Annotated in this window: 14 protein-coding genes and 1 riboswitch; of the genes, 5 read left to right on the forward strand and 9 right to left on the reverse strand. The window is 76.6% G+C overall.

Annotation, left to right across the window (positions count from 1 at the left end; all coding sequences use genetic code 11):
• Positions 1 to 42: 42 nt before the first annotated feature.
• Positions 43 to 165, forward strand: a complete 123-nt coding sequence (locus tag ACTJIY_RS12280; protein ID WP_353707457.1) for a hypothetical protein — start codon at positions 43 to 45, stop codon at positions 163 to 165.
• Here ACTJIY_RS12280 and recD read toward each other — a convergent pair.
• The 6 genes from recD to ACTJIY_RS12310 all read right to left on the reverse strand — a co-directional run bounded on the left by recD (position 141) and on the right by ACTJIY_RS12310 (position 11,980).
• Positions 141 to 2,156 carry an exodeoxyribonuclease V subunit alpha gene (gene recD, locus ACTJIY_RS12285; RefSeq protein ID WP_353707458.1) on the reverse strand — a complete coding sequence of 672 codons (2,016 nt, stop codon included), beginning with the start codon at positions 2,154 to 2,156 and terminating at the stop codon, positions 141 to 143. The two genes, ACTJIY_RS12280 and recD, sit on opposite strands and share 25 nt — an antisense overlap.
• Positions 2,153 to 5,740, reverse strand: coding sequence for a UvrD-helicase domain-containing protein (locus ACTJIY_RS12290; RefSeq protein WP_440674058.1), 3,588 nt, complete (start codon positions 5,738 to 5,740; stop codon positions 2,153 to 2,155). Before ACTJIY_RS12290 ends, recD begins: the two co-directional genes overlap by 4 nt.
• On the reverse strand, positions 5,737 to 9,198 hold the full coding sequence (gene recC / locus ACTJIY_RS12295) for an exodeoxyribonuclease V subunit gamma (RefSeq protein ID WP_440674147.1): 3,462 nt from the start codon (positions 9,196 to 9,198) through the stop codon (positions 5,737 to 5,739). The genes ACTJIY_RS12290 and recC overlap by 4 nt, the downstream gene beginning before the upstream one ends.
• A gap of 213 nt (positions 9,199 to 9,411) precedes the next feature.
• On the reverse strand, positions 9,412 to 10,149 hold the full coding sequence (locus tag ACTJIY_RS12300) for a class I SAM-dependent methyltransferase (RefSeq protein ID WP_440674059.1): 738 nt from the start codon (positions 10,147 to 10,149) through the stop codon (positions 9,412 to 9,414).
• A gap of 104 nt (positions 10,150 to 10,253) precedes the next feature.
• Positions 10,254 to 11,504: an O-succinylhomoserine sulfhydrylase gene (locus tag ACTJIY_RS12305; RefSeq protein WP_440674060.1), complete on the reverse strand. Its 1,251-nt coding sequence runs from the start codon at positions 11,502 to 11,504 to the stop codon at positions 10,254 to 10,256.
• A complete protein-coding gene (locus tag ACTJIY_RS12310) occupies positions 11,501 to 11,980 on the reverse strand; it encodes a rhodanese-like domain-containing protein (protein ID WP_440674061.1) in 480 nt (159 codons plus the stop codon). Before ACTJIY_RS12310 ends, ACTJIY_RS12305 begins: the two co-directional genes overlap by 4 nt.
• A gap of 264 nt (positions 11,981 to 12,244) precedes the next feature.
• Here ACTJIY_RS12310 and ACTJIY_RS12315 point away from each other — a divergent pair, with 264 nt between their 5' ends.
• From ACTJIY_RS12315 to ACTJIY_RS12325, 3 genes are all read left to right on the forward strand, one after another.
• Positions 12,245 to 12,817, forward strand: coding sequence for a hypothetical protein (locus tag ACTJIY_RS12315; protein ID WP_440674062.1), 573 nt, complete (start codon positions 12,245 to 12,247; stop codon positions 12,815 to 12,817).
• Positions 12,818 to 12,861: 44 nt separating this feature from the next.
• Positions 12,862 to 12,977, forward strand: a riboswitch (SAM riboswitch).
• 35 nt (positions 12,978 to 13,012) lie between these two features.
• On the forward strand, positions 13,013 to 14,449 hold the full coding sequence (locus ACTJIY_RS12320; protein ID WP_440674063.1) for an aminotransferase class V-fold PLP-dependent enzyme: 1,437 nt from the start codon (positions 13,013 to 13,015) through the stop codon (positions 14,447 to 14,449).
• Positions 14,450 to 14,640: 191 nt separating this feature from the next.
• Positions 14,641 to 15,288: a GNAT family N-acetyltransferase gene (locus tag ACTJIY_RS12325; RefSeq protein ID WP_440674064.1), complete on the forward strand. Its 648-nt coding sequence runs from the start codon at positions 14,641 to 14,643 to the stop codon at positions 15,286 to 15,288.
• 102 nt (positions 15,289 to 15,390) lie between these two features.
• Here ACTJIY_RS12325 and ACTJIY_RS12330 read toward each other — a convergent pair whose 3' ends face one another.
• Positions 15,391 to 15,564, reverse strand: coding sequence for a CsbD family protein (locus ACTJIY_RS12330; RefSeq protein WP_047233613.1), 174 nt, complete (start codon positions 15,562 to 15,564; stop codon positions 15,391 to 15,393).
• A 91-nt stretch (positions 15,565 to 15,655) separates the two neighbouring features.
• On the opposite strand from ACTJIY_RS12330, the gene ACTJIY_RS12335 reads away from it, so the two are divergent.
• Positions 15,656 to 16,246, forward strand: coding sequence for a GNAT family N-acetyltransferase (locus ACTJIY_RS12335; RefSeq protein ID WP_440674065.1), 591 nt, complete (start codon positions 15,656 to 15,658; stop codon positions 16,244 to 16,246).
• A 100-nt stretch (positions 16,247 to 16,346) separates the two neighbouring features.
• Here the strand turns inward: ACTJIY_RS12335 and ACTJIY_RS12340 are convergent, their stop codons facing one another.
• Both ACTJIY_RS12340 and ACTJIY_RS12345 read right to left on the reverse strand, forming a co-directional pair.
• Positions 16,347 to 17,459 carry a MaoC family dehydratase gene (locus ACTJIY_RS12340; protein ID WP_440674066.1) on the reverse strand — a complete coding sequence of 371 codons (1,113 nt, stop codon included), beginning with the start codon at positions 17,457 to 17,459 and terminating at the stop codon, positions 16,347 to 16,349.
• Positions 17,456 to 18,877, reverse strand: a complete 1,422-nt coding sequence (locus tag ACTJIY_RS12345) for a 3-oxoacyl-ACP reductase (protein ID WP_440674067.1) — start codon at positions 18,875 to 18,877, stop codon at positions 17,456 to 17,458. The genes ACTJIY_RS12340 and ACTJIY_RS12345 overlap by 4 nt, the downstream gene beginning before the upstream one ends.
• Between the last annotated feature and the right edge of the window lie 6 nt (positions 18,878 to 18,883).

An 18,883-nucleotide genomic window follows, 5' to 3' on the forward strand; every position in this document is an offset into this window, starting at 1 on the left:
ATTCCCCGTGAGTGCCGCGGCACGTCTGCCAGGATGGTCGCCATGGACGTCCCCTCGATGATCATGGGCGCCGCGATCGCGTCCGTCGCCTGGATCGTGCTCGTGCCGTGGGGCCGGCTGAAGGAGCTGCGCGAGCGGGATCAGGCGGAGCGCGCGGAGGACTGACCGCCCGGAAGCGGCGTCCGCAGCCCGCTCGCCCGGTGGACCGGGCTCGTGACCGCCGTGCGGACCGCGTCCTCGGAGCCGACGACACGCACGAACGACTGCGCGCGCGTCACCGCCGTGTAGAGCAGCTCGCGCGTGAGCAGCGGCGACGTCGCGGGCGGCAGCACGAGCGTCACGCGCTCGAACTGGCTGCCCTGCGCGCGGTGGACCGTCATGGCGTGCACGGTCTCCACCGGCGGGAGGCGGTGCGTCCGCACGCGCAGCGGCGCACGCGGGTCGCCGAACACGGCGACGACGCCGACGCCCCCGGGCTCGGCGACGAGCACGCCGGTGTCGCCGTTGTAGAGACCCACCTCGGCGTCGTTCGTCGTGACCAGCAGCGGTCGGCCCGCGACCCACGGGGAGTCGGTCGCGTGGTGGCCCGTGGCCTCCTCGACCCAGGCCTCGACCTGCGCCGCCCACCGGCCCCGACCGGCGGGGCCGCGCCGGTGCGCGACCATGACGCGGTGCCGGGCGAGGGCGTCGAGCGCGGCCCGCGCGTCACCCGCCCGAGCCGCCTCGACGAGCAGCGTGCCCGCGGCCACGGCGTCCGCGCGGACGGTGGCCAGCACGGCCTCGTCGGGCACGTCGTCGGGGGTCTCGAGGAACTGGACGGTCCCGTGGCCCGCGCGCAGGAGCGCGAGCGTCGCCTCCGCGTCCCCGGCCCGGATCGCCGCCGCGAGCGGCAGGATCTCGGAGTCGCGGTCCTGGCGGTGGACGGTGCGCAGCCGCACGACGCCGTTGCCCAGGACCGCGCGGTCGTCCACCTCGCCGACGGCGGGCGGCGGGGAGCCGGCGAGCGCGACGTCGGCCGTCGCGACCACGACGCCCGCCGTCGCGGGCGGGGCGACCGGCGCCCGGTGCACGAGGTCCCCGAGCACGGCCCCGGCCTCGACGGACGCGAGCTGGTCGGGGTCGCCGACGAGCACGAGCCGCGCGTCGGGCCGCAGCGCCTCGAGCAGCCGCGCCATGAGCGGCAGGGCGACCATCGAGGTCTCGTCGACGACCACCACGTCGTGCGGCAGATGGTGGTGCGCGTCGTGCCGGAACCGGGTGCTGCTGCCCGGCCGGAAGCCGAGCAGGCGGTGCAGCGTCGTCGCGACGGGGGCGCCGACGCGCTCGCGGTCGGCGGCGTCCGGGAACCCGGCGACGACCTCGCGCACCGCCTCCTGCAGGCGCGCGGCCGCCTTGCCCGTGGGCGCGGCGAGCGCCACGCGCAGCGCGGCGCCGGACGTGGTGCCGGCGGACGACGAGGTCGGGAGCGCGGCGTCGTGCAGGACGGCGAGCAGGCGCGCGACCGTCGTCGTCTTGCCCGTCCCCGGACCGCCCGTGAGCACCGTGAGCCGGCGCGTCGCGGCGTGCGCGGCGGCGAGGCGCTGCCGGGTGTCGTCCGCCGCGGGAAAGAGGCGGGCGAGGGCGGCGTCGAGGCGGTCGCCGTCCACGGGCAGGTCGTCCGCGGCGAGCCGACCGTCGACGTCGTGCCGCACCGCGAGCTCGTCGCGCCAGTACCGGTCGAGGTACAGGGCGCCGCCCACCCAGCGCGCGGGACGGTCCGCCGGCCCGTCGACGCCCGCCGCGACGAGGGGGCTGCGCGCGACCGCTGACGCCCACGCGGTCCGGTCCGGCCAGGGCAGGTCCGTGGCGTCGGTGCGCGCCGCCTCCTCGTCCTCGGGCAGCTCCAGCGACCCCAGGTCGTCGAGGCGCACGCACACCGACCCGCTGCGCACCGCGCGCACGGCGAGCGCGACCGCGAGCAGCACCTGGTCGTCCTGCTCGCCCGTGAGGTGGCCGAGCCGCAGCGCGACGCGCAGGTCGGCCGCGGAGACCACGCGCGCGGCGTTGAACGCGGCGAGCCACGCGCGCACCCCGACGGCGAGGCGCGGGTCGCCCTCGTCCACCGGAGGGGCCGGGGGCGCGGCGGGCACCGTCGCGCCGAGAGGGGCCGTGGTCATGCGCGACCTCCGTCGAGCAGGGCGGACAGGGCGACGACGAGCCCCGGCGGGGGCGTCCAGGCGACGACGCCGTACGGCGCGCCGTCGGGACCGGTCGGGGTGTCGGGGCCGGCCATGCCGCGCACGAACAGGTACGCGCCGCCCGCGAGGTCGCGGTCGGGGTCGTAGTCGCGCACGCGCCAGCGCAGGTAGCGGTGCAGCGCGACGAGGTAGAGCACGAGCTGGAGGGGGTAGTGCGAGGCGAGCATCGCGTCGCGCGTCGCGTCCGGGTGGTAGTCGCCGACGGCGAGCGGCACCCCGGGCGGACCGACCCGGTTCGTCTTGTAGTCGACGACGAGGTAGCGCCGGCGGCCCGCGGGGTCGGGACGACCGTCCGGCCTCGCGACGGGAACCCGCAGCACCGCGTCGATCGAACCTGTGAGGTACCCCCGCAGCGGGACGCCGCCGCCCGCCGCTCCGGTCGCCCCGGAGCCGTCCGCCGCCTCGTCGGCCAGCGCGGCGAGCAGGTCGGGGTAGCGGGCGAACGCGTCGTCGGCGGGCAGGTGGGCGCGCAGGACGTCGGCGAGGTCGCGCAGCGTCGAGGGCGTGACGCCCTCGGTCTCGTCCCCGCCCGCGAGCGGGAGCTCGAACTCGAGCTCGGGCAGGCGGTCGCGCGGGTCGACGTCGGCGAGCGTGAGCCCGCCCGCGATCGGTCCGAGCGGGGTGCGCAGCGACAGGCCCAGCGCCGCCGCGAGCGACACGGGCTCCACCCCGGGCACGCGGACCGTCGCCGCCTGCGCGCACCGGGCGCGGACCTCGGCATCGAGGTCGTCCGCCGCGGTGTCGACGTACTCGAGGATCTCGTGCACCAGCGTGCCGAACGCCGTGCCCCCCGGCTGCCCCTCGTAGGGCGAGGGGACGTCGGCGCCCGGACGGGTCGTGGGCGCTCCGCCCGGCACCTCGGCCGGCACAGCGCCCGTCCCGTCGTCGTCCGGCGTCTCCTCCGGCTCGTCCTGGACACCCGGGTCCTCGGGCTCGCTCTCGATCCCGCCGACCGGACCGTGGTGCGCCGCCGCGGTGAGCGCCGAGTACGACGCGCGCCGCCACTCGCGGTCGGGCAGGTGCGTCGCGGCGGCGAGGGCGAGGTCGGACCCGGCGCGGGCTCCGGGCGACCAGCGCTCGCCCTTCGGCCGGGCATCGACCTGCTCGACGACGACCGTCCCGCCCGAGCGCGCGGCGACCGCCTCGAACGCGGACCGGACGGCGTCGTCGCGCATCGCGTCGGGGCGGGCGTGGCGGCCCGGCTCGCCGCCGAGCATCCGGTCCGCGAGCAGCAGGCGCGTGAGCGGGCCGGACCCGGTGCTGCGCTTGGTCGGCGTCCAGTGCACGACGACCTGGTGCCGGGCGCGCGTGAGGGCGACGTACAGCAGCCGCAGGTCCTCGCCCAGCTCCTCGTCGCGCCAGCGCGCCTTGGCGTCCACGAACCCGGGGGAGCCGACACCGCCCAGGTGCAGGACGCGCTGCCCGTGGTCGTCGTGGAACGCGAACAGCTCCTGGTCGTCCGACTCGAACCGCTCCCAGCCGAACGGGACGTACACGACGCCGAACTCCAGGCCCTTCGCGGCGTGGACGGTGACGACCTGCACGGCGGCGGCGTCGGTCTCGAGGCGCCGGGTGCGCTCGTCGGTGAAGACGGTGCCGACCTCGGCGATCCGGGCGCGCAGCCACGCCGTGAGGGCGGCCGTGCCCAGCCCGTCGGTGACGGCGGCCTCGTGGAGCGCCTGCGTGACGTGGCGCAGGTCGGTGAGGTAGCGCTCGCCGTCGACCCGGGCCATGACCCGCGCGGTCGTACCTCCCCGGGCCGCGACCTCCGCGACCGCGGCCACGCCGCGGTCCGCGAGCAGACGCGCCCAGGTCCGGACGGTGTCCCCGAGCTCGTCGTGGTCGGCGTCGCCGGCGGTCGCGAGCCGCTGCGCGTCCCAGCCGACGAAGGGGGTGAGGGCGAGCGCCGTCGCGCGGCGGTGCAGACCGGGCTGCTCCAGCGCGGCGAGCAGGGTGAGCCAGTCCTGGGCCGCCGCCGAGCCGAACACGCTCGACGGCCCCGACACGACCGCGGGCACGCCGAGCGCGACGAGCGCGGAGCGCACCGCCTCGGCCTGCGCGTTCGTCCGGGTGAGCACCGCGACGTCGCGCGGCTCCAGCGGCCGCCACCGCCCCGTGCCGGTGCCCACGCCGTCGTCGCCCGTCGCGCCGAGGGCGTCGTCGCGCACGCGGTCGCCGCCGCCGTCGGCGGTCCCCAGCCGCCCCGCGACGTCCGCCGCGACGTCCCGGGCCAGCAGGCTGCGGGCGTCCGGGGCCGACGGCGCCGACGACCCGCCGAGGCGGTAGGCACGCCGCGTGACCTGCCGCAGCCGCACCGGCGCGCCGCCGGAGAAGCGCGGCTCGGGGTGCGCCGCGTCGACCGGGCGCACGACGATGCGCGGGTCGCCGAGCGCCGTCTCGCCCAGCAGCGCGTGCAGGCCCGCGAGGAGCGGTCCGTCGCTGCGCCAGCTCGTGCTGAGCGTCGCGGTGTCCGTCGCGTCCTCGACCGCGCGCAGGTACGTCACGACGTCCGCGCCGCGGAACGCGTAGATCGCCTGCTTGGGGTCGCCGATGAGCACCAGCGTGCGGCACTCCTCGGGGTGCCCGTGGAACGCCGTCCGCAGGATCTCCCACTGCTCGGGGTCGGTGTCCTGGAACTCGTCCACCATGACGACGCGGAACCGCGACCGGACCCGTCGCGCCGCGGTCGCGCCGTGCTCGGGGTCGGTCAGCGCGCGGCGCAGCAGCACGAGCAGGTCGTCGTAGTCGAGCAGGTGCATCGCGCGCTTGCGCGCCTCCACCTCGCGACGGGCCGCGACCGCGACCTCGTACCGCGCCGCCGCCACCGACCCCTCGGCCGCGTCCGCCGGCGCGACCACCGCCCCGTGGTCGCTCACCGCCGCCCGGGCGACGTCGCGCACGTCGCGCGGCGAGAGGATCGGCTCCGGCTCGTCGGCGAACCGCCGCACGTACAGGTCGTCGGTGACCTCCTCGACGAGGTCCGCGACGTCCGGCAGGAAGCTCGTCGCGAGGTCGACGTCGGCCGCCGTCCCCAGCGCGGTGAGCATCTGCTGGCAGAAGCCGTGCGTCGTGGTGATGGTCGCGGCGTCGAGCTGGGACAGCGCGACGCGCAAGCGCTCGCGGCGGCGGTCGAGCTCGTCGTCGTCGACCGCGGCGAGGAACGCGACGAGGTCGTCCCGGCTGGACGCCGGCGCGGGCCCGCGCAGCGCGCGCTCGGTCGCGACGAGGCGCTCGCGGACGCGGTCGCGCAGCTCCGAGGTCGCGGCGCGGCCGAAGGTCACGAGCATGATCTCCGGCAGGGCGGCCACGCCCTCGGCGACGTAGCGCGTCGTGAGGGTCGCGATCGTGTGGGTCTTGCCCGTGCCGGCGCTCGCCTCGAGCACGACCGTCCCGCTCGGCAGCGCGCCGAACGGGTCGAAGCGCCGGGGTGCGCTGCTCGTCCCCGCCGTGCCCCCGTGCGCGGGGGCGCCGTCGGTCGCGGTCCGGGACGTCGCGCCGTTCACCGGGCACCTCGCAGCTCGTTCTCCAGCAGGGGCTCCCACACGCGGCGCGCGAGCGCACCGAGGCGGGTCGGGTCGTCGGGGAAGCGGCCCAGGTCGGCCGTGGTGGCGAGCCCCGCGACGTCGGGGAGGGCCGGGTCCTGGCCCCACGCGAGGACGACGTACGGGTCCTTGCACTCGAAGCCCTTGTTCCACGCCCAGCCCGCGCGCATCAGGGCGTCGCGCGCGTCGCTCGTGCGCCGCTCCTCCGTGTAGCGCAGCGACACGTCGGGCAGCAGCGGCAACGGCTCGCGCGCCGCCTCGTCGCGCAGCGCCACGAGGTCCGCGAGGACCCGGGACGCCGTCTCGCGGTCCGGCGGGGTGAGGGTGGACCACGCGACGCCCGGGCCCCGGGACGAGCGACCGATCGCGACGGCGTCCCACGGGCGGCCCGGGTCGCTCGCCGTGAGCGCGAGCGCCTGGACCCAGGCGCGCAGCCGGTGCTTGGGACCGAGCCGCGAGTACTCGGTGCGCACGACCCGCGCCCCGTGCACGCCCGGCACGCTCCCGACGAGGGTGCGGCCGTCGGGCAGCACGGCGCGGACGTCGACCGTCTCCGCGGAGCTCAGCACGTCCTGGCTCACCGGGCGGCCCGCGGCGAGGTCGGCCTCGCGCGCGGCCTCCACGGCGGCGACGCGCAGCGGGCCGACGGCGCGGACCACCTCCTGCAACGCCGAGCGGCCCAGCTCGCGCGGCGGGACCTGGCCCCGGCGCCACTCGGCCTGCATCGCCCGGTTCGGGTCGACGCCGGCGAGCGCGGCGCGGAGCACGCGGTCGCCCACGCCCCATCCCGCGAGGCCGGTGAGCGCGAGCGGGAGGCGGTCCTCGACGTCGTCCTCCTCCAGCACGAGCCCGACGTCGAGCGTGTGCTGCGCGAACCAGCGCGGCGCGTTCTCCAGCAGGCGGACCAGGTCGTCGAGCTCGACGTCGGCGCGGGCGTCCGCCCCGGCGTCCGGGACCTCGCCGGCCTGCGGGCCGCTCTCGGCCACGGCCGGGAGCGAGAGCGGCGCGCCTACCAGCGCCCCGACCGGCTGACGCGTCTCGCGCGCCTGGCGGGCGCCGTCGAACGCCGCGCCGTCGTGGCTGAACGGACCCGGCACGCCCAGAGCGCCCGGGATGAAGTTGCGCTCGTCCACGGTCTGCAGCGGGTGCTGCACGACGACGTGCTCGCGCGCCGGGCGCCCGTCGGGAGTCCGCGCCACGCGGTCGAGCGCGTCGAGCAGCTCCGCGACGGGGACCGCCGGCGGGCGGGCGGCGCCGGTGCGCTCGTCGGCGCCCGTGTGCACGACGACGAGGTGGTCGCCCGCCGCCGCGACGGCGTCGAGGAAGATCTGCCGGTCCTCGCTGCGCGCGTCGCGCTCGCCGATCTCCGGGTGCCGCGCGAGCAGGTCGTCGCCCGCGGGAGCGGCGGTGCGGGGGAAGACGCCGTCGTCGAGGCCCAGGAGGCACACGACCCGGTGCGGCACCGAGCGCATCGGCTCGAGCGAGCACACGGTCAGCGCGCCCGTGCGGAACCCGGCACGGGTCGGGCGCCCCGCGAGACGGTCGTCGAGCAGCGCGCGCACGTCCGCGAGCCGCAGCGCGACCCCGCCGTGCGCGGCGCCCGCCGCGCGCACGTCGCCCAGCACGCGGCGCGCGGAGCCGATCTGCCACCCCTCCGTGGGCGGCGCCTCGGCGAGCAGCGTGAGCGCGCGGTCGAGCGCGTCGAGCCAGTGCGCCAGCGGGTGCACCCCGTCGAGCGCGCGCAGCGTCTCCGTCAGCCGTGCGACGAGCTCTGCGAGGCGGCCCGCGAGGTCCACGTCGGTCGAGCCGACGTCGTCCAGCGGCAGCGCCGGCCCGACGAACCGCGCGTCCTCGTCCGCCATCGCCGCGCCGAGCAGGAGCCGGTCGAGCGCCGCGTCCCACGTGCCCTGCCGCACGTGCCCGTCGATCCCGAACCGGGCCCGGCGCGCGCCGTCCTCGCCCCAGTGCACGCCCGCCTCGACGGCCCACTGGCGCAGGCGGTCCACGTCGTCGTCGGAGAACCGGAACCGGCGCCGGACCGGCGCGCTCGCCGCGAGGTCGAGCACCTCCGACGCCGTGACGCGGCCGTCTGCGAGGCGCAGCAGGGTGGCGAGCAGCGCGAGCACGGGGTTGGTCGTCCCGGCGCCGCGGTCGGCGAGGCTGACCCGCAGGCGCTGACCGGGGTGCGCGTCCTCGCCGAGCTCGGGGACCGCGCCGAACGTCGCCGTGACGAGGGGCGCGAACGTCTCGACGTCGGGGCACAGCACGATCACGTCGCGCGCCTGGAGCGTCGGGTCGGCGGAGAACAGGCCGACCAGCGTCTCGCGCAGGACCTCGACCTGGCGCGCGCGGCCGTGGCAGGCGAGCACCTGCACGGACCGGTCCGCCGGGTCGAGCAGGTGCGCGCCGTCGGGCTCGTCCGCCCGCAGCGCGGACTGCAGCGCGCCGAGCAGCGTCGGGGGGGTCGGCGCGGCTGCGTGGTGCGTCTCGACCGACCCGCCGGCTGAGAGCCGGAGCTGCAGCTCGACCGCGTCACGGCCGGTCGACGCGAGGAACGGGTGTCGGGCGAGCGTGGGCAGGTCTGCGCGACGCCGCGTGCCTGCGTGGTCCGGGGCGGTGTCCTCGGTGAGGTCGTCGCTCGTGGCGGGGGCGCCGTCGTAAGCCGCGACCTTCTCCCATAGCGCGGGCGACGGGTGCACGAGCCACAGGTGGACGTCGCGGTGCTCGGCGAGCACGTGCAGCACGCGCAGCTCGTCCTCCGGGAGCCGCGTCGGGCCGAACACGGACAGCCGCGGCGGGAGGTCGACGGCCGCGGGGTCGGCGCGGAGCGCGGCGACCGCGTCCTCGACACGACGTGCGGGGTCCGTGGCCGGGACGCGGTCGACCAGGCGGCGCCAGAGCTCGGGCTGCCAGGCGAGGTCGTCCGGGGTGTCGCCGGTCTTCGGCGATGGGGCCGACCACGCGAGCACCACCTCGGGCCGCTGCCGCGCGTAGTCGACGAGCAGGTCCGCGAGCCGACGCGCGAGCGTCAGGCGCCGGCCCCGGCGCACCTCGTCGCCCGGGTCGCCGACGTACCGCGCGAGCGGTGCCGCCCAGGGCTCGGCGAGGTGCGCGTCGAGCACCTCGAGCACCGACCAGGCGAGCCGCTCGGGGCGCCACGGGTCGTGGTCGGGGTCGAGGTCGGTGAGGTCCGCGACGACCTGCTCCACGAGCCGGCGCGGGCCGCGGAAGTCCACGTTCGCGCAGATCCCCGACGTCTCGCCCGCGCCCAGGTGGTGCGAGAGCCGCTGCGCGAGCCACCGCTCGACCCCGCGCGTCGGGACGGCCACGACGTCCGGCGTGAACGGGTCCTCCGGCGCCTCGGCGAGCACGGCGGCGAGCGGCGCCACGAGCGCCTCGGCACGCTCGGAGCGGTGCACGTGCAGCAAGGGGACCCCTGTCGGTGGTGGCGGACCGGTCGTCGCGCCCGCCGGTCGGCCGGGCGCTACGAGGAATCTACGAGGTGCGTCCCACACCGTCGAACCGCCGTCCACATCGTCGGGAACGACGGTGCCGTCCTGGGCGGACGTGCCGGCTGACGCACGCCCGACCGAGAGGCGCACGCCGGAGCGCGTCGCTCGCTCGGACGTGCGTCACTCGACCTCCGGCTCAGCGCGCCGTGCGACGAACACCCACTCGCGGCCCGGGCGGTCGGGCGCGTCGCGGACGTCCACGACCTCGAAGCCGCACGCCACCAGCGACGCCTCGACCTCGTCGCGCTCGCGGAAGCGCAGCGTCGAGTCGGAGTGCAGCTCGGTGCCGTCGGGCAGCACGGTCGTGTCGTGGAAGGACACGAACGGGAGCGACACGTCGGTGAGGTCGGTCCAGGACTCGACCCGCCCGACGTCGGGCACGTCCACGCGCACGGTCGTCGCCTCGCGGACCCAGCCCTCCCAGGCCCGGCGCGCGGGGTCGCGCGTCTCGAAGACCAGCCACCCGTCCGGGACCAGCGCGGAACGGATGCCGCGCAGCGTCGCGGTCCACGCGTCGTCGGTGAGGAACACCTGCGCGACGTTCGCCGTCATCGTCGCGAGGTCGACCCGGAGCGGCGGGAGCGTCGTCGCGTCGCCGTGCAGCCAGCGCACGCGGTCGGCGCCCGGCTTGGTGCGCGCGACGTCGAGCGACGCGCCCGCCGGGTCGACGCCGACCACCTCGATCCCACGCCCCGCCAGGAGGCACGCGAACGTCCCGGTGCCGCACCCGACGTCGAGCACGCGCCGCGCGCCGAGCTCGTCGACGATCGCGACGTACGCGTCGAGGTCGCTGCGGTCCGGGTCGAGCGGGTCGTAGAGCGCGGCGAGGCGAGGGTCGTCGAAGATCGCGTCGGGCATCCCCCGACGCTACGAAGGCCCGCACGGCCGGTCCACACCATTCCGGAGCACCGCGCCGACCATGCGCCTGTTGCCCGCCGACCATGTGGTCGGCGCGAGGGTCGTCAGGCGTCGAGCGCCTGCTCCACGTCCTCGATGACGTCGAGCGGGTCTTCCAGACCCACCGACAGGCGCACGGTCGTCTCCGCGATCCCGACGGCGGCGCGGCCCTCGGGGCCGAGCTTGCGGTGCGTCGTCGTGGCGGGGTGCGTGATCAGTGACTTCGCGTCGCCGAGGTTGTTGGAGATGTCGACGACCTGGAGCGCGTCGAGGAACGTGAACGCGCGCTTCTTCGCCGTCTCGGGGTCGGTGCCCTCGGGGACGGCGAGGTCGAACGTCACGACCGTGCCGCCGCCGCTCTGCTGCGACCGCGCGAGCTCGCGCTGCGGGTGCGACGCGAGGAACGGGTAGCGCACGCGGCCGATCCCGGGGAGCTGCTCGAGCGCCTCGGCGACCTGCGCGGCCGCCGCGTTCTGCGCCGCGACGCGCACCGGGAGCGTCTCGAGGCCCTTGAGCAGCACCCACGCGTTGAAGGCCGAGAGCGACGGCCCCGTGTTGCGGAGGAACGTCTGCACGGGCCCGTTGACGTACTCCTCGGTCCCGAGGATCGCGCCGCCGAGCACGCGGCCCTGCCCGTCGATGTGCTTGGTCGCCGAGTACACGACGACGTCCGCGCCGAGCTCGAGCGGCTTCTGCAGCAGCGGCGTCGCGAAGACGTTGTCGAGCACCACCACCGCGCCCGCGGCGTGCGCGAGCTCGCTCACGCGCCGCGCGTCGACGATGTCCTGCATGGGGTTGGACGGGGTCTCGAAGAACACGACGTCCGCGGGCGTCGAGAGCGCCTCCTCCCACTGGGAGAGCACGTGCCCGTCGACGTAGTCCGTCCGGACGCCCCACTTCGCGAAGATCTCGTCGAAGATGACGATGCTCGACCCGAACAGCGCGCGCGCCGCGACGATCCGCGACCCGGAACCGACGAGCGCGGCGAGCGACGTGAACACCGCGGACATGCCGGACGCCGTCGCGTAGCAGGCCTCGGCACCCTCCAGCAGGCGCAGGCGCTCCTCGAACGCGTGCACGGTCGGGTTGCCGTAGCGCGAGTAGACGAACCGGTCGAGCTCGCCCTTGAACGCCGCCTCGGCGTCGGCGGCGCGGTCGTACGTGTACCCCTGCGTGAGGAACAGCGCCTCGGAGGTCTCCTGGAACTCCGTGCGGTGGTGGCCGCCGCGCACGGCGAGCGTCGCGGGGCGCGCGCTCGCGGGCAGGGGCTTGCGGCCGGAGCCGCCGGGGACGCTCCCGGGCTGCGCGGCGCTCACCGGGCGGCCTCGTCGTAGGTCGTGGTGGGCAGGCCGCGCACCTTCCAGCCCTCGACGTCGCGCAGGCCCGAGAGCCCCTGGGCGCCCTCGAAGCCCTCGAGCACGTTGTACGACGGCCCGAGACCGGCGGCCGTGGCCGCGCGCGCGGCGCCGATCGACCGCTGGCCCGAGCGGCACAGGAACACGACGGGGCGCTCGTCGCCGGGGGTGAGCCCGGCCTCGACGAGCTGGTCCAGGAAGCGCGGGTTGGGGCCGGCCGGGGTCACCCACTCGTCGAACACGACGTCGCGGGCGAGGTCCGTGGCGTCGGGCACGCCGATCGTGCGCCACTCGCCCTCGGTGCGGACGTCGACGAGCACCGCGCGCTCGTCGCTCGTCAGCAGGTCCCACGCCTGCTGCGGGGTGAGGTCGCCGGCGTAGCCGACGGCGGGCCGCGCGTCGGGTACGGCCGACTTCTGCTGGGACTGGTCGCTCATGAGTCCTCCTCCATCGATCGTGGCAGTAGCACCCTGCGCCCGGCCGCCTCGCGACGGACCGGGGGGTTGCTGCGGCGTCGACGTGCCACGTCACTCGGCCGCTCCGGATGGTTGCTCGGGATCGTACGCCACCCGTCCGACGCGTGGAACGCCCGTCTCGGGGAGCGGCCTCCGGGAGGGGGTGCCCGACGTCGGACGGTCGCGCTAGCGTGATCGCGCGCCGGGGCGGGGTCCCGGGAGCGAAGGGGGGAGACGGTGGCCAGCGTGCGACGACGGGCGGTGGGCGCGGCCGTGGTGGCGGGCGTGGTCGGGACGGGCGTCGTCCTGCTGTGGACGGCGCCCGGAGGCGGGGACGCCCCGCAGACGGTGGTGCACGTCGTCGGGGACGCGGTCCCCGGGCTGCCCACCGAGCGGCCGCGGGTCGTCCAGGTCGAACCCGACGAGGACCTCGTCTCGCCCTTCCCCTCCCGAGAGGCGCTCGACGGCGACGCGCACACGGGGGAGCCGATCGACCTGGCCGAGCACACCGTCGGCGGGTACGAGGGCTGGTGGACCTCGGACGGCGACGGCGAGGCGTGCGACGCCTCCGCCGACGCGCACCCGGAGGTCGTGCTGGTCAGCACGCGCACCGGTGAGGTCGTCGAGGCGCACACGAACGGCGTACGGCTCCAGCGTCCTCCGCAGACGCCACCGGGGGACCCGGCCGAGTGGCCGCCCGACTCCGTCGTCGTGCTCGACGCGCGGACCGGCGCGGTGCTCGACGCGTTCGAGGTCGACGAGTCCGGGTGGCGCCTCGACCTGCCCATGGACTGCGTCCCGCCATCCGAGACACCGTGACCACCGGTTGACACGCTCCGTCCCGCGCGCACATCCTGGACGCAGGTCATGAGTGCCAGCGTGAAACCCCGGTTTGCTGGCCGGCAACCCTCCTCTCGCGGCGGGGTGCCCCGGGTGACGACCAGGCCGTACGCCGACCGGCGCGCGGCAAGCGCGGGGATCACCGTCCCCGGACTGCCCTCGGAGGACTGTGTCATGACTGCTCTCGCCCACGTCTCGTGTCCGACCGAGGTCTCGGAGGCGCCCGACCTCGCAGCGGTCGCCGGCGCGCCCGCCCTCCTGCCCGTCGTCGGCGCGGACACGCTCGTCCCGCTCGTCGACGGCCGGAGCGTCCCGTACGCGAACCTCGACGTGGCGGCGTCGGCGCCGGCGCTCCGCTCGGTCGCGGACCGCGTGACCGAGGTGCTGCCGCTCTACGCGAGCGTGCACCGGGGCGCCGGGTACCTGTCGCAGGTCTCGACCGCGCTCTACGAGGCCTCGCGCCGCACGATCGGCGCGTTCGTCGGCGCGCGCGAGGACGACGTCACGGTCGTCACGCGCAACACGACCGACTCGCTCAACCTGCTCGCGGGCTGCGTCCCGGCGAACGCGGACGGGACGCCCGGGCGCGTGCTCGTCCTCGACGTCGAGCACCACGCGAACCTCCTGCCGTGGCAGCGCACGGGCGGCGCGACGGTCCTCGCGGGCGGCGCGTCCGTCGCGGAGACGCTGTCCGGCCTGCGCACCGAGCTCGCACGCTTCCCGTACGCCCTGGTCGCCGTGACCGGGGCGTCGAACGTCACGGGCGAGTCGCTCCCCGTCGCGGACGTCGTGCGGGCCGCCCACGACGCCGGCGCGCGCGTCGTGCTCGACGGCGCCCAGCTCGTCCCGCACCGCGGGTTCTCCCTCGCGGGCTCCGGGGTCGACTACGTCGCGTTCTCCGGCCACAAGACGTACGCGCCGTTCGGCGCGGGCGCGCTCGTGGGTCGCCGCGACTGGCTCGACGCGGGGACCCCGTACCTCGCCGGAGGTGGGGCGGTGCGGCAGGTCGCCCTCACCGGCACGCAGTGGCAGACGGCGCCCGCGCGCCACGAGGCAGGGTCGCCGAACGTCGTGGGCGCCGCGGCGCTCGCGGCCGCGTGCGACGCGCTCGCGGCGCTCGACCCGGCCGACCTCCACGCCCACGAGGCGACCCTGCGCGCGGCGCTCGTCGCCGGGCTGGAGGCGGTCCCGGGCGTGCGCGTCGTGCGGGTCTGGGAGGACGCCGTCGACCCGGTCGGCGTCGTGACGTTCTCCGTCGAGGGCCACGACCCGGGCCTCGTCGCCGCGTACCTCTCCGCCGAGCACGGCATCGGCGTGCGCGACGGTCGCTTCTGCGCCCACCCGCTGCTCGCGCGCCTCGGGTACGACGCGGGCGCCATCCGGGCGTCCGTCGGCGTCGGGACGACGGGTGCCGACGTCGTCCGCCTCGTCGAGGCCGTGCGGTCGTACGTGGAACAGGGGCCGACGACGCGGTACGAGGTCGTCGACGGCTGCTGGGCCGTCGCCGACGACCCGCGCCCGGTGCCGGCGGGCTCGGGCCTGGAGGGCCTCTTCGCGACCGCCGCGGCGGGCTTCCTCGCCGACGCCGCGGGGTGCGGCCCCGCCGCATGACCACGAGATAGCGACCTCCCGCTGAGGGAGCGACGTGCAGCCCCGTCGAGGCACCGGACGTCGCTACCTCGGACGGGCGTCGCTCTCTCGCGGCCGCTCGGGCAGCTGTTCACCCGAGCGTCGACGAGCGTTGTCCACCGTGTCGCCGGAGCCTCTTGGCGGCGTCGTCCGCGTGTGCTCTGATATGCGCTGTGCTGCACGACGTCGTCCTCTCGGGGCACGGCTTCCGCCTGGAGCCGTTGGCCCTGGAGCACGCTGAGACACTGGCCGGCCTCGTCGACGAGGCGATGTGGTCAGGCATGAGCATCCCCATGCCCTTCGGGGTCGCGGGGATGGCCGAGCTGGTGGCCGCGACGCGCGCCGCGCCCGACCTGACGGGCTTCGTCGTGCGCGCCACCGGCCCCGACGGGGCCCCGGGCGACGTGCTCGGCAGCACGGCGTTCCGCGACCTGTCGCTCGTCGACCGCCGGGTCGAGGTCGGCCGGACGTTCTACGCCCGCTCCACGTGGGGGAGCCTCGTCAACCCCGTGACCAAGTGGCTGTTGCTGCGGCACGCGTTCGAGACGTGGGACGTGCACCGTGTCGGCTTCCGCGTCGACACGCGCAACACGCGCTCGCTCGGGGCCATGCGGCGGCTCGGCGCCTACGAGGAGGGCGTCATGCGCGGCCACCGCACCGCGCCCGACGGGACGCGCGCCGACTCCGTGATGTTCTCGATCCTCGCGCCCGAGTGGCCGACCGTCGAGGTCGGCCTCCTGGAGCGCATCAACGCGCCGCGCGTCGTGCCCGTGCTCGCCCCGGCGCACCCGGTGACCTCGCTGCCGCTCGCCGCGTCGTAGGCCGTCGCCCTGGCCGGCAGGCTCGACGGCGGTGCCGCGGACGCGGGACACCGCGAGGGCCCCGCCGGAGCGGAGCCCTCGCGAGCAGATCAGGGGCAGGGACTAGCGGTCGAACGCGTCCTTGACGTCGTCGCCCGCCTGCTTGACGTCAGCCTTCGCCTGGTCCTTCTTGCCCTCGGCCTCGAGCCGCTCGTTGTCCGTGAGCTTGCCCGCGCCCTCCTTGAGCTTGCCACCCGCCTCCTCGGCGGCGTGCTTGGCCTTGTCTCCGAGTCCCATGAGTGCTCCTCTCGTCGGTACCGCTCGACCGTAGGCACGGTCCCGGTCGCTCGCACGCGGTCGGGCACCCCGGGTGTGGTGGGATGTGCGGGTGCTGCACGACACCACCCTCGAAGGCTTCGGAGTCCGCCTCGTCCCGCTCGACGAGAGCCATGCGCCCGCGCTCGGCGCGCTCGTCGACGACGGCATCTGGGCCGGCATGTCCAGCCGCGTTCCGAGCGGGACCGACGCGATGGCCGGGTACGTCCGGGACGCCGTCGCCGCCCCCGGGAGGCTCGCGTTCGCCGTCGTCGGCCCCGGGGCCGATGCCGCGACCGACGGCGCCGACGTCGTCCGCGGGTCGACGTCCCTCTACGAGTGGGTGCCCTCCCAGGGCCGGATCGAGCTCGGCTCGACGTTCTACGCGCGCGAGTGGTGGGGCGGAGTGACCAACCCGGCGTGCAAGTACCTGCTGCTGCGGCACGCGTTCGAGGACCTGGGCGTCGCGCGCGTCGCGCTGCGGGCCGACGCGCGCAACAGCCGGTCCATCGGCGCGATCCGGCGTCTGGGCGCCGTGCCCGAGGGCGTGCTCCGAAGCCACCGCGTCGCGCCCGACGGGTCGCGCCAGGACACCGCCTACTTCTCGGTCCTGCTCGACGAGTGGCCGACCGTCCGCGACGGCCTGCTGGCCCGTCTGGCCTGATCGGCGGGCTCGCCGAGCACGAGCCTCCGTGGTGTCGAGGACGGGTTGGTGTCGCTATCCGCTCGACAGCGACACCAACCCCGTGTTCGGCAGCGGGGCGTCAGAGGCGGGGGGTGACCCGGCCTGCGAGGTGGAGGCGGCCCTTGCCGTCCCACGCCTGGTAGACGACGCCCGTCGTCGGGTCGCCCGCGCCGTCCGGTACGGCGGACGGGACCTGCCCGACGGCGTCCCGCACCGCGGCGGGCACGTCGCCCGCCGGGCGCAGCGCCACGTCGACGGTGCTCGGCAGGAGGACCGGCTTGGCGAACGAGACCGTCCAGTCGTAGGCGTCACCGCGGCGGGTCCCCGACTCGGCGAGCGCCCGCGCGGCGGTGTACATGCCGTGCGCGATGGCGCGCGGGAACCCGAACGCCTTGGCGCCGAGCCCCGACGTGTGGATCGGGTTCCGGTCGCCGGAGACGGCCGCGTACGCGCGGCCCGTCCCGGCGCCGAGCGCCCAGCGCGCCGTCGGGAGCGGCGCGACGAAGGCGTCGACGCCCGAGGTGGCCTCGGCGTCCTCGTCCGCCGGGTCGCCCGGGAGCGTGACGCCCTTCGCGAGGTACGTCGAGACGCCGCGGTACGCGAGCGTCGTCGCCGGCAGGCCGCTGCCCGCCGCGCGCTCGTCGTCGGTGCGCTCGACGGAGACCTCGGTGACGAGGTCCACCTGGACCCCGCGCCGGTGCGGCCGCAGCCGCTCGGCCCAGGCGCGCACCTCGAGCGTGTCCCCGAGCCGCACCGGACGCAGCACGGACACCGCGTTCGCGAGGTGCACCATGCCGAGCAGCGGCAGCGGGAAGTCCGTCCGGACCATGACGGCCGTCGCGAGGGGGAAGCCGAGCACGTGCAGGTACCCGGCGGGCAGCACCTCCGACGGGGCCTCGCCCACGAGGCGCGCGTACCGCGCGAGGTGCGCGGCGCTGCCCACGTGGCCGGGCGCAGCGTCGTCGCCCGTCGGCACGCCCGCGACGCGGTACGTGACGTCGGGCAGCGCGAGGTCGCGTCGGCCGCCGCCCCCGGGGAGACGGTGCGCCGCCGCGATCCGGCCCGACGCCGCGACCCCGCGCACGTACAGCCCGCCGAGCCCCGGGATCGCGGGCAGCGTCTCGACGCGCGCGGGGGCGGTCCCGGCGGGAGCGGCAGCGGCGCCGTCGGGCGACCTGGGTGCGGCGGTCACCGGCCCACCACGTTCTGCCCGCACACGCGCAGCACCTGCCCGTTGACGCCCGCGGCCCCGGGCGACGCGAGGAACGCGATCGCCTCGGCGACGTCCACGGGCTGGCCGCCCTGCTGGAGCGACGCGACGCGACGCGCGACCTCGCGCTGGACGAACGGGATCGACGCCGTCATGTCCGTCTCGATGAACCCCGGCGCGACGGCGTTCGCCGTGCCCCCGACCTCGGCGAGACGACGCGCGAACGCCCGCGTGTGGCCGATGACGCCCGCCTTCGAGAACGCGTAGTTCGCCTGGCCGCGGTTGCCCGCGATGCCGCTCGTCGACGCGAGCGACACGACGCGCGGCGCGGACGAGAACCCGTTCGCGCCGAGCAGGTACTCCGTGATGCGGAGCTGCGCGGCGAGGTTCACCGCGATCACGGCGTCCCACTTGTCCGCGGACATGTTGGCGAGCAGCTTGTCGCGCAGGATCCCCGCGTTGTGCACCAGGACGTCGAGCCCGCCGTGCCGCGCGCGGGCGTGCTCGAGGATGCGCGCGCCCGCGTCGTCGGCGGTCACGTCGAGCTGCAGCGCCGTGCCCCTGATCTCGTTCGCGACCTTGGCGAGCGCCTCGCCCGCCGCGGGCACGTCCACCACGACCACCTTCGCGCCGTCGCGCGCGAGCGTCCGGGCGACCTGCGCGCCGATGCCGCGCGCCGCGCCGGTCACGACGGCGACCTTGCCGGCGAGCGGCTGGTCGGCTCCGGCGGCCGTCCCACCCGCCGAGGGAGAGCCCTGGTCCGCCGAGGGAGAGCCTTGGTCTGGCGAGGGAGAGCCCTGGTCCGCGGGCGTGGCGGCGCCGACCCGGAGGAGCTGGCCGTCGACGAACGCGGACCTGGCGGACAGGAAGAAGCGGAGGGTCGCGAGGACGCTCGGGCTGTCGACGGGGGCGTCGTCGGTCACCTGGATGCCGTTGCCGGTCGCGCCGTAGCGCAGCTCCTTCGCGACGGAGCGCAGGAACCCGTCGACGCCCTCGCGGGCGGCGGCGAGCTCGGGAGAGTCGGTGTCGGCGGGGGCGCGCGAGATCGTCACGACGCGGCCGTTCGGCGCGAGGCGGCGCAGCGTCGCGGAGAGCGCCATGACGGGCGCCGACGCGTCCTCGGGGCGCTCGATCTCGCTGAGCACGACGACGACCGCGCCCCAGCGGGTCGTGTCGTCCGGGGTCTGGCGGACGTCGAGGTCCCAGGCGAGCAGGGCCTCGGCGACGCGGTCGGCGTCGTCGCGCACGCCGGGCGTGCCGCCGAGGACGAGCACGGGCCCGACGGTGAGCGGGTCGCCCGCGCGGAAGCGGCGCAGGACCGCGGGGCGCGGGAGGCCCAGCTTCTTGGCGAGCGTCTTCGTGAAGCCGGAGTTGACGGCCTGGACGTAGGAGTCGGTCACGGTGGT

The sequence above is a fragment of the Cellulosimicrobium sp. 22598 genome (assembly GCF_052044445.1).
GTDB lineage: Bacteria > Actinomycetota > Actinomycetes > Actinomycetales > Cellulomonadaceae > Cellulosimicrobium > Cellulosimicrobium cellulans_G.